The following is a 10,857-nucleotide window of genomic DNA, read 5'->3' as shown; positions in this document are numbered from 1 at the left end:
GGATATTGGCCAGAATCGGCAATGTGTGCCGACGCTCGACAATACCGCTCACGATCTGCAGTGGCCGGAGAAGGGTATCTCGGTTGGTTTTGACCAATTGCATAGCTATATCCTTGTTATTTAAAAATCAAATATTGCTGCCAGCTAGATTGCTTTGTAAGCAGTCTGTAAATGTAACTTAAATCGCCACTCTACGGACCCACCCAAGGCGGAAATCTGCGCGGCTTTTTGGTTTTTTTGCGATTTTTAACAAGCTGCCCGATTTAAGAAAATCGGCAAAAAAACCACAGTTTTCACGCAAGGCAAAACTTACCTTATACAAACTTATCCACAGGGCGGCAGGCAAAGTGCACAATCGTCCGCATTGCCCCATTTAACCCTTCAGGGTCTGCTCCAGCACGTGCAACTCATGGTTGCATTCCGGATTCTTGGTGCGATCGCCGGCGATCTTGCGGACTGCGTGCAAGACCGTGGTGTGATCGCGGCCGCCGAACAATTCGCCGATTTCCGGCAAACTTTTCTGGGTCAGTTCCTTGGCCAGGTACATCGCAATCTGGCGCGGACGGGCGATGTTGGCCGGCCGCTTTTTCGAGTACATATCGGCAACTTTGATGTTGAAAAAGTCAGCCACGGTCTTCTGGATGTTCTCGACCGAGATCTGGCGGTTCTGCACCGACAGCAGATCTTTCAGTGCATCCTTGACAACATCGATGCTGATATCTTTGCCATGGAAACGTGAGTAAGCAAGAATCTTGCGCAGTGCGCCTTCCAGCTCGCGGACGTTGGAACGTAGATGTTTGGCAACAAAAAATGCGACGTCGTCGGAGAAGGTGACGCCTTCTGATGCTGCTTTTTTGAGCAAAATTGCTACCCGCATTTCCAGTTCCGGCGGCTCGATCGCTACCGTCAGGCCGGAGTCGAAACGCGAAATCAGGCGGTCATCCATGCCGGTGATTTCTTTTGGATAGGTATCGCTGGTGATGATGATTTGTTTCTTGGCTGCAATCAATGCTTCGAAGGCGTAGAAGAATTCTTCCTGGGTGCGGCTCTTGCCGCCGAAGAACTGGATATCGTCGATCAGCAGCAAATCAAGCGAGTGGTAATAACGTTTGAAATCGTCAAAACCCTTGCGTTGGTAAGCAGTCACTACGTCGCGAACGTATTGTTCTGCGTGGATGTAGCGAATCTTTGAATTCGGATTGTCAGCCAGCAGCTGGTTGCCGATGGCGTGGATCAGATGGGTTTTACCGAGGCCGACACCGCCATACAGGAACAGTGGATTGTAGGAAACGCCTGGATTATTCGCCACCTGGATCGCTGCCGCTCTTGCCAATTGATTGGCTTTACCGGTCACGAAACTGTCAAAACTCAGGGCGGTGTTGATGCGCGATTGATCGCGCCGAGCGCTGACAGCGCTGTTCTCGGTCTGCACTTCCGGCAGGCGCTCGAAGTTGCTATTGCCATAATTACCGCCACCGGCAGCGGATGACTGGGCGCCGGACTGCTCACTATTATTATTGATAGCGACCGGCATGCTGGAGCTGGCCGGGGCCGGCGACGACTTGCGCGGATCGAGCACGAACACGACTTCGATCGGCGCTTCCCAATATTGGTGCGCCAGGGTCGTGATGCGGTTGGCAAACTGTGTTTTTACCCAGTCCAGCTTAAAACGATTCGGCGCAGCGATGCGCAATCGTCCGTCCTCGTAATCGAGTGGCGTCAGCGGTTTTATCCACGCGCTAAATTGTTGAGGCGTCAATTCCTGCTCCAACTGGGTGGAGCAGCTCTGCCAGAAATTTTCCATGAATCGTTCTAAGTGAAAGTGTGCGGGATGAGGTTCTTTACGCCCTGGCTTGATGTTCTTATTGCACGCTGGTTTCAGTAATCAATCCTGCATACTGCGCAATGCATAACTGGCGGGCGTGCCACACATAAGCCGCTATTCTACCCTTGCCGGCGCAAGTTATCCACAGGCACGGTCAAATATTGCTGGCGCCTGAAGCAAAAAGTCCTTGTGGAAAAGGCTGCTAAGTGATTGACAAACAAGCAGAAAATGCGTTCTAATTCAAGGTTCACTGTCCGCTGAATTGCCAGTTTGTCCCTTGGCTGTACTCTGCGCCTGCCCCGGTTTCGTTGTCCGACACTATGGCAGCCTGGTCCAGATCGAATGGCGAACGGGTAGAAACTCAGCGCTCTGAGTGTGAAGATCCGATTTATTTTTGCTGATTAGCGAGACCAACATGAAACGTACTTACCAACCTTCCGTCGTGCGCCGTAAGCGTACTCACGGCTTCCGCGCCCGTATGGCAACCCGCGGTGGCCGCGCTGTGCTCAATGCACGTCGCGCTAAAGGCCGCAAACGTCTGGCAGCTTAATCAAGCCGGACGCAAAAGCGTTGCTTGCGTGACAGATAAACTCGGCGACCGTTCCCAGAACAGCGTCCAGGATTTCTCACGTGACCGGCGCATCGTTAAAACGGATGAGTTTTCATCCGTTTTTCGTTTGCGCCCTGTCTATAGAACGGCGCATTTCGTGTTGTATACCCGCCTCAATGCGCTGCCGCACGCCCGTCTGGGCGTGGTGGCGGCAAAACGGCTGGCACCACGCGCTGTTACGCGTAACACTGTCAAAAGAGTTACGCGAGAGTTGTTTCGTCTGACACCATTGCCGCCAATCGACTGCGTTGTGCGTTTATCGAAACCGGTAAACACCAAGGCAGGCCCGGCTACCACCGCGCGCTTGAAGCGAGAGCTGCAGGGCGAACTGAAACAACTGTTCGCGTCGCAACGTCTGGCTGCCGGCAAGTAGTTGCGGTCGGTGTTCCGTGTCCATTAGCGATGATGGCAAGCCGGAAGAAGAAGGAAAAAAGCTGTCATGAAAATGCCTCTACTGTTCCTGTTACGCCTCTACAAACTGGGCATCAGCCCGTTTCTGGGACAGAATTGCCGTTTTTATCCCAGCTGCTCCGATTACGCAGCCGAAGCTATCCGTACGCATGGCGCCTTGAAGGGCAGCATGCTGGCCGGACGTCGCCTGTGCAAATGCCATCCCTGGCATGAAGGCGGGCTCGATCCGGTGCCGCCACACCAGTCATCACCATCTCCCTCTGCAACCAAACCCGCATCGGCCTCCCGATCGTGTGGTTGCGGCCATTCCTGAATCATAGATAAATACTCTTATGGATATCAAACGTACCGTCCTGTGGGTTGTATTTTCGGTTTCGCTGCTGTTCCTTTGGGACCAGTGGCAGCGCCATAACGGCCAGCCGTCGCTGTTCTTCCCAAGCGCCACCCAAACCGTACCGGCTGCAACCGGCCCTGCCGGCGCTGCAGCCTCAGCTGGCGCCAGCACTGCAGTACCGCAAGCTACGGCTGTTGCCGGCACTCCTGCCGCCGCATCGGCTAGCGCCGTGCCTGCCAACGCAGCAGAAGCCAAGGGCGAAGTCATCACCATCACTACCGATGTCTTCAAGGCTGACATCGATACCGTGGGCGGTGAATTGAAGCGCCTGGAACTGTTGCACCACAAGGACACGGTCGACCCGACCAAGAACCTGGTGTTGTTCGACTCTAGCGCTACCCGTACCTATCTGGCTGAAACCGGCCTGATCGGCGGTCCTTTCCCTAACCACAAATCGCCTTTCACGGCCTTGCCGGGTGCGCGCACTCTGGACAATGGCAACCAGGTGCAACTGGTGCTGGAATCGACTGAAGGCGGCGTCAAGCTGACCAAGACTTACACCTTCAAACGCGGCGATTATTCGATCGACGTCAAGCACACGGTGACCAACGACAGCGGCGCGCCGGTTTCGCCTTCGCTGTACTTGCAACTGGTGCGCGACGGCAATGCACCTGAAGGCGAGCAGCGTTTCGTGCATACCTTCACCGGTGCTTCGGTGTATACCGAGGGCAGCAAGTTCCAGAAATTTGCGTTCGACAAGATCGAAGGCGGCAAGGCTGACCATGCCACCAAGGCTGACGACGGCTGGTTTGCATTGATCCAGCATTACTTTGTTTCTGCCTTCATCCCGCAAGACAAGGCGCCGCGTGAAATTTTCACCAAGAAGATCGCTACCAACCTGTATGCAGTCGGCAATATCCTGCCTTTGGGCACGATTGCACCGGGCGCCAGCGTGACCATGGATGCGCGTCTGTATTCCGGTCCGGAAGTGCAGGCAGACCTGGAAGCCATCACACCTGGCCTGGAACTGGTCAAGGACTATGGCTGGCTGACCATCATCGCCAAGCCGATTTTCTGGCTGATGACGCAGATCCACAAAGTCCTCGGCAACTGGGGCTGGACCATCATCGCCCTGACCGTGCTGATCAAACTGGCGTTCTTCCCATTGTCGGCCGCCAGCTATCGCAGCATGGCCAAGATGAAACTGGTGACGCCTAAGATGACGGCGATTCGCGAGCGTTTCAAATCCGAGCCGCAAAAGATGAACCAGGCCATGATGGAGCTGTACAAGACCGAGAAGATCAACCCGCTCGGCGGCTGCCTGCCGATCGTGGTGCAGATTCCGGTGTTCATCTCGCTGTACTGGGTGTTGCTGGCCAGCGTCGAAATCCGTAACGCACCGTGGCTGGGCTGGATCCACGATCTGGCTGCACCGGATCCGTTCTACATCCTGCCGGTGGTGATGGCGATTTCGATGTTCATCCAGACCAAGCTGAACCCGACGCCGCCGGATCCGATGCAAGCCAAGGTGATGATGTTCATGCCGCTGATTTTCTCGGTCATGTTCTTCTTCTTCCCGTCCGGCCTGGTGCTGTACTGGGTCACCAACAACGTGCTGTCGATTGCGCAGCAGTGGGTGATTACCCGTAAGATGGGTACCGGTCCGGCCAAGGCATAAAACAGGTCGGCTCGTAACCGAATCGATCGCCGAAAGAAGCCCCTTGAAGAAATTCAAGGGGCTTTTTTTTTCGTGCGGCGCAAGCCGGACAGCAGAACCTTGCGCCATGAATTAATTGATTTTGTGCGGATTTTGCGCAGCCCGGCTTGAGCCGCCAGACGTCATAGGCTTATTCTTAAATTATAAAAAATGCAATAAAATTTCTTGCTGATCAAAATGCAATCGTTTACGGTTGGTTTTATGTCATCGAAAGAACTGGTTCAACTAAAGCTTCCGAGACTATTCCAACCATGCAAAAACTCCCCCGCATGGCCCCTACGCATCAGAACGCAAACGACTTTTCCAATAAGTCGTAATCAAGACACGTAATCAAGACACGTAATAAAAACACGTAATAAAAACACCGCCGCCAGAGCAGTGGTTCTTAAAGCCGTTTTCAACACGCTGCCATTTTCAGTTCGAGCCGGGCTTACCTGAGTCTGCCAAGGTTTCGACTCCGCACGTCCAAACCATCGGCACGCAGCAAATTTGAAAACACAAAACCATGAAAAGCGGGTGCCGGACGGCAACCCGATTAAAAAATACAGGAGACAAATCACGATGAAAACACATACAAAAATGTTGTCGCTATCCGTGCTCGGCACAACTATGGCGATGGCATCCAACGTCACTATGGCGCAATCCAATGTCACCATGTACGGGCAAGTGACACTGGGACTGGTCAAGGAATCGAACCGGGCGCTGACCTTGAGGGAAACCGGCTTCAACAGCTTTATCGGCATACGAGGCAGCGAACAACTGGGCGGCGGTTTGCAGGCATTGTTTGATCTTCGCAGCAATTTCTTTGCCAGTGACGGCCGCCTGAATGGTCCGGTGCTGTTCAACAATAATGCCTATGTCGGCTTGTCCGGCGCCTTGGGCACCGTCAAAATCGGCCGCAATAACAATGCCTTCAACGATGTGCATAACATTGGCAATCCTTTCCGCAACACGGTGGCCAACCGCAGCATATTCGGCCCCGACGATTTCCATGAAAACGCCAAAGCCAATCTGATCGGCTACTACTCGCCGACGGTTAACGGTTTCGCCGCCGCTGCCACGGTCGCATTGAAAGATAAGGACACGACACCGGAACTGGTCAGGGACGCCAAAGCTATCAATATTACCTATACGTCCGGGCCACTGCTTGCCGCCTTGGGCTATGAAGCCGCGTCGACCCGCAAGAAAAGCACGATCATCGGCGGCAATTACAATTTTGGTCCGGTCACATTGTTTGCTTCGTATGCCCGCCAAAATAATATTGCGGCAGGCAATGGCAGAGCAAAAAACTACGACATCGGGCTGGCGCTGCCGATCGCCAATACTCCCGGCACCGTGCGCGCCATGTACGCCCAAAGCACGGGCAGCGCCGCCATCAAATCGCATCATGCCGGACTTGGTTACTGGTACACCCTGAGCAAGCGAACCTTCCTCTATGCCGACTTTGGCCACCTCACATTCCGCAGCAGCAAAGCCAACGTCAATAAAGTCGATCTGGGCTTGACGCATAGTTTTTGAGCTGGCTCGCACGCCACGATCCCTGTCGATACCGGTACCACCAGGAGCAGAAATGAAAACCCAGCAATGCGTGACTCTACTCAAATATCAATTCAAACCCATCATCGCCATACTTTGTATCGGCGTCATTAGTATCCAAGCCCAGACTCTGGCCCATGCTGCAGAAATCGAAGTCCTGCACTGGTGGACCAGCAGCAGCGAATCCGCCGCCGCCGCGCAATACCGGGCGGCGCTGGCGGAGCGTGGTTATCAATGGAAAGACAGCGCTGTCGGCGGCAATGAAAATTTGCGCATGCTGCTTAAATCGCGCATCGCCAAAGGCACACCGCCCGCCGCCGTGATGATTAACAGCGATCTGCGTCAATACGCCAAAGACCCGTCCAAACTGGTCGACCTGAGCCAGATTGCGCAGCAAGATCATTGGGATCAAGTCTTGCCGCAAGTCGTGCAACAGTATCTGAAAATGGGCGGCAGCAATTATGTCGCGGTGCCGACCAACGTCAATCGCCAGAACCTGATGTGGATCAGCGCTCCGGCCTTGAAAAAAATCGGTGTCAACGAGCCGCCGCAAACCTGGGACGCGTTCTTTGCCATGGCGGACAAAGCCAAACAAGCGGGCCTGCTACCGATAGCCGCAGCGGAAACCTGGACCATCAATCTGCTGTTCATGCAAGTCGCTCTCAGCACCCTCGGCGCCAGCGACTACAAGAAGGCATTCCATACGCTGGACCAGGCCACCCTGAACAGCCCCGGCATGGTCAAGGCTTTCGAGCTGATGCGCAGAATCAAATCCTATTCTGACCGCAGCGCGCCCACCCGCAAGTGGAATGAGGCAACGCAGATGGTGATCCAGAACAAGGCGGTGGTGCAAATCATGGGCGACTGGGCCAAAGGCGAATTCCTGATCGCAGGACTCAAGCCGCAGCAGGATTTCTATTGCATTCCGGTGCCGGGTACGGCCGATGGCCATTTCTTTAACACCGACGCCTTCATGCTGTTCAAGGTGCAAGGGCTGTCCGGCAAAGCGCAGGATGCATTCGCCGAAACCGTGATGAGCAGGCAGGCTCAAGAAGCGTTCAGCCTGATCAAGGGCTCGGTGCCGGTACGCATGGATGCCGACATGGCTAAATTCGACGCCTGCAGCAAGCAGTCGCATGCCGACATGATCAGTGGCGATAAGAAAGGCACCCTGGTGCTGGCGCCGGAATCGATTATCGCTACCGGCAAAATCAACGCCTTCCGCGATGTGATTCAAACCTTTTGGGCAGACGATCGCATGACGCCGCAGCAGGCCGCGGAAAAAATGGCGCGCGCGGCCAAAACCAGTTAGTTCTTCGCGATCCTCAGACCCCGCTCATGGCGCATGGGCGGGGAATTCCAGCCGCCCGACGGAGATAGGCAATGGCGCAAGCGAAATATCAATTTAGGTATCAGCTCAAGCATCAGATCGAGCGTCCAATTTCGTGGCTGGGAAATTACCTGCCGCAATTGGCGATCTCGCCAGCCCTGCTGCTTAGCCTGATTTTCTTCTATGTGCTGGCCGCGTGGGTCGGCGTGCTGTCGCTCACGCACTCCACCACTTTCGCCGAATACAGCTGGGCCGGGCTGGATCAATACCGGCAACTGTGGAACGATGAATTCTGGTGGCTGGCGCTCGGCAATTTGTTGAAATTCGCCCCCTTGTGCGTTGGCGTTCCGCTACTGCTAGGCTGCTTTTTGGCGATTCTGATGGATCAGAAAATTCGCGGCGAAGATGCCTTGCGCACCATTTACATGTATCCGATTGCGCTGTCGTTCGTGGTCGCAGGCACCGTCTGGCGCTGGCTACTGGCGCCGGATACCGGGATCGAGGCATGGCTGCATCGCGCCGGCTTCGACAATGTGCAGTTTGACTGGATCGTCTCCAGCGACAAGGCGATTTATGCGCTCGCCATCGTCGCCATCTGGCATTCGACCGGCTTTGTCATGGCGCTGTTTATCGCCGGCCTGCGCAGCATTGACGACGCCGTGTTCAAGGCCGCCATGATCGATGGCGCCAGCCTGCCCCGAATCTACTGGAGCATTGTGCTGCCGGCGTTGCGGCCCACGGTGTTCAGCGCAGTGTTGATCTTGCTGCCGGCCACGCTCAAGACCTTCGACCTGGTGATGGTGCTGACCAACGGCGGCCCCGGCCGCTCCAGCATTCTGCCGGCCTACTACATGTTCGATATGTTTTTCGTGCGTGACCAGATGGGGCAGGGCGCCGCCTCTGGCATGATCATCCTGATGATGTGCGTCACGGTAGCGGTGCCTTACATCATGGTCGAACTGCGGAGGCAGCGCCGTGAAAATACTTGAACTCGTCACCGGCAAACTAAGCTTCACAAAGCTGGGCTTTAGCAAACTGGCGATCTATGTGACGCTGGCTGGCATGGCGGCGATGTTCCTGCTGCCGGCCTGGTTTGCGTTTGTCAATTCGCTCAAGAGCCTGGGCGAAATCCAGGCCGGCAATCTGCTCTACCTGCCCCAGGTCTGGACCATCGAAGGCTGGCGCAAAGCCTGGGGCGGTGCTTGCACCGGCGCCAGCAGTTGCGCCGGGCTGGCGCCGTATTTCAAGAATTCATTCATCGTGGTGATCCCCGCCACTTTGCTGTCAACCCTGTGGGCCTGCTTCAATGGGTATATCTTGAGCAAGTGGCGCTTCAGGGGCGCCGATCTGGTGTTCTTTGTGCTGCTGTTCGGCAGTTTCCTGCCCTGGGGCCTTTATTTGCTGCCGCTGACGCGCATCGTCGATTGGCTCGGGCTGTCGAATTCGCTGCTGGGGCTGATCCTGGTCCATCTCATGTACAGCCTGCCGTTGACACTGTTCTTCCGCAATCACTTCGTCGGCTTTCCCGACGATCTGATCAAGGCTGCGCGCATCGACGGCGCCGGCTTGTTCACCATTTTCTGGCGCATCGTGCTGCCGACCTGCAAGCCGATGTTCGTGGTGGTACTGATCATGCAATTCACTGCGATCTGGAACGATTTCATGTTTTCCCTGGTGCTGTCGCCCAGCCATGCGCAACCGGTGACCGTCGGCTTGAACAATCTGACCAACAGCCAGACCGGCTCGCCGGAATATAACGTGTATATGGCGGCCGCCTTCATCACCTCTTTGCCGACCATCGTGGTGTACATCCTGGCCGGGAAATATTTTGTGCGCGGGCTGACTGCCGGTGCAGTCAAGGGTTAGCGCACTACGCACGCACTACGCATTTACCGGGTTGAGCTGCATCTTGCAGCCGCAAGAAAGTCCGGCGCCGTTTGTTTTTTTGTTCTACCAGAAGGAGACAACATGCAGCAAAAACTTGGGATTATCGGTGGCGGCAATATTTTCCCCGCTTACATGAAAACCCTGCGCACCAGCCGCCGCTTCAAGCTTGTCGGGATAAGCGACGGCAACCCCGCCATCGCCGCCCAACGCGCCGCCGAATACCTATTGCCGGCGATGAGCATGGAACAGCTGCTGGCCAGCGATGCCGAGATTATCCTCAACCTGACGCCACCTGCGGCGCACTTCACGGTGGGCAAGCTGGTGCTGGCGGCAGGCAAGCATTTTTACACTGAAAAGCCGCTGGCAGCGACCTATGCGGAGGGTAAGCAACTGGTGGCGCTGGCGCAGTCACTAGCGCTGCGCATAGGCTGCGCCCCCGACACTATCCTCGGCCAGGCGGCCCAGACCGCGCGCGCATTGATCGATGAAAACCTGGTCGGCCAGATTCGCAACGGCAGCGGGCATTTCATGTGCCACGGTCCCGATCACTGGCATCCGCAGCCGGATTTTTTCTACCAGCACGGCGCCGGCCCCTTGCTCGATGTCGGCGTCTATTACCTCACGCATCTGGTTCATCATCTGGGGCCGCTGCGTACCGTGTATGGCCAGGCCCACATGACTTACCGGCAACGCGTGATACCGCGCGGCGCCCAGGCCGGACGCACGATCGAGGTGGAAGTACCGACCCACATCGTCAGCACATTGGATTTCGTCGGCGGCGCGATCATCAGCCTGACTACCAGTTTCGATATCTGGAAGCACCGCCACAGCCCGCTGGAGCTGTACGGCGACAACGGCTCGATTCTATTGAACGATCCCAATCTGTTCGGCGGAAAAATCCGTTATACGGTGCAGGACGGGCCTTGGCGCAGCGTCGATTACGCCAAGCCATATCGTCAGAATTGTCGTGGCATCGGCTTGATCGACATGGCCAACGGCTTGCGCGACGGCAGCGATTTCCGCTGCAACGAAGCCTTGTCCTTGCATGTATTGGAAGCCATGGACAAATTGCTGGCCTCTGCCGCCAGCGCGCGCAGCTTGAGCCTGGAAACCCGGTGCGAGCGGCCGCAACCGTTAAACGGCCGCCTGTATTAGGACCGTGCTTTGAACCTGCGTCTTGAACACACACTTGAACATGATTCGTTAG

The 10,857-nt window shown here is 55.7% G+C and carries 10 protein-coding genes; 9 read left to right on the top strand and 1 reads right to left on the bottom strand.

The features are described from left to right. Positions 1 to 373: 373 nt before the first annotated feature. A complete protein-coding gene (gene dnaA, locus VNZ60_RS18170) occupies positions 374 to 1,804 on the bottom strand; it encodes a chromosomal replication initiator protein DnaA (RefSeq protein ID WP_325661594.1) in 1,431 nt (476 codons plus the stop codon). 436 nt (positions 1,805 to 2,240) lie between these two features. Here dnaA and rpmH point away from each other — a divergent pair, with 436 nt between their 5' ends. From rpmH to VNZ60_RS18125, 9 genes are all read left to right on the top strand, one after another. After that, on the top strand, positions 2,241 to 2,375 hold the full coding sequence (gene rpmH, locus VNZ60_RS18165) for a 50S ribosomal protein L34 (RefSeq protein ID WP_061535510.1): 135 nt from the start codon (positions 2,241 to 2,243) through the stop codon (positions 2,373 to 2,375). Between the two features lie 28 nt (positions 2,376 to 2,403). Then, complete coding sequence (locus VNZ60_RS18160) at positions 2,404 to 2,808, top strand: ribonuclease P protein component (RefSeq protein ID WP_325661592.1); 405 nt, start codon at positions 2,404 to 2,406, stop codon at positions 2,806 to 2,808. A gap of 66 nt (positions 2,809 to 2,874) precedes the next feature. Further along, positions 2,875 to 3,159: a membrane protein insertion efficiency factor YidD gene (gene yidD, locus VNZ60_RS18155; protein WP_325661590.1), complete on the top strand. Its 285-nt coding sequence runs from the start codon at positions 2,875 to 2,877 to the stop codon at positions 3,157 to 3,159. 19 nt (positions 3,160 to 3,178) lie between these two features. Then, positions 3,179 to 4,858 carry a membrane protein insertase YidC gene (gene yidC, locus VNZ60_RS18150; RefSeq protein ID WP_325661588.1) on the top strand — a complete coding sequence of 560 codons (1,680 nt, stop codon included), beginning with the start codon at positions 3,179 to 3,181 and terminating at the stop codon, positions 4,856 to 4,858. A 600-nt stretch (positions 4,859 to 5,458) separates the two neighbouring features. Then, positions 5,459 to 6,415, top strand: a complete 957-nt coding sequence (locus VNZ60_RS18145) for a porin (RefSeq protein ID WP_325661586.1) — start codon at positions 5,459 to 5,461, stop codon at positions 6,413 to 6,415. A 52-nt stretch (positions 6,416 to 6,467) separates the two neighbouring features. Then, positions 6,468 to 7,745 carry an ABC transporter substrate-binding protein gene (locus VNZ60_RS18140; RefSeq protein ID WP_325661584.1) on the top strand — a complete coding sequence of 426 codons (1,278 nt, stop codon included), beginning with the start codon at positions 6,468 to 6,470 and terminating at the stop codon, positions 7,743 to 7,745. 71 nt (positions 7,746 to 7,816) lie between these two features. Next, entirely contained in the window at positions 7,817 to 8,752 is a 936-nt protein-coding gene (locus VNZ60_RS18135) for a carbohydrate ABC transporter permease (RefSeq protein WP_325661583.1), read from the top strand. 73 nt (positions 8,753 to 8,825) lie between these two features. Then, positions 8,826 to 9,629, top strand: a complete 804-nt coding sequence (locus tag VNZ60_RS18130; protein WP_414648894.1) for a carbohydrate ABC transporter permease — start codon at positions 8,826 to 8,828, stop codon at positions 9,627 to 9,629. Between the two features lie 102 nt (positions 9,630 to 9,731). After that, positions 9,732 to 10,805, top strand: a complete 1,074-nt coding sequence (locus tag VNZ60_RS18125; RefSeq protein WP_325661579.1) for a Gfo/Idh/MocA family protein — start codon at positions 9,732 to 9,734, stop codon at positions 10,803 to 10,805. Positions 10,806 to 10,857: the final 52 nt, after the last annotated feature.

Source organism: Collimonas sp., assembly GCF_035566375.1.
Classification (GTDB): domain Bacteria; phylum Pseudomonadota; class Gammaproteobacteria; order Burkholderiales; family Burkholderiaceae_D; genus Collimonas.
This window is presented reverse-complemented; position numbering and strand designations above follow the sequence as displayed.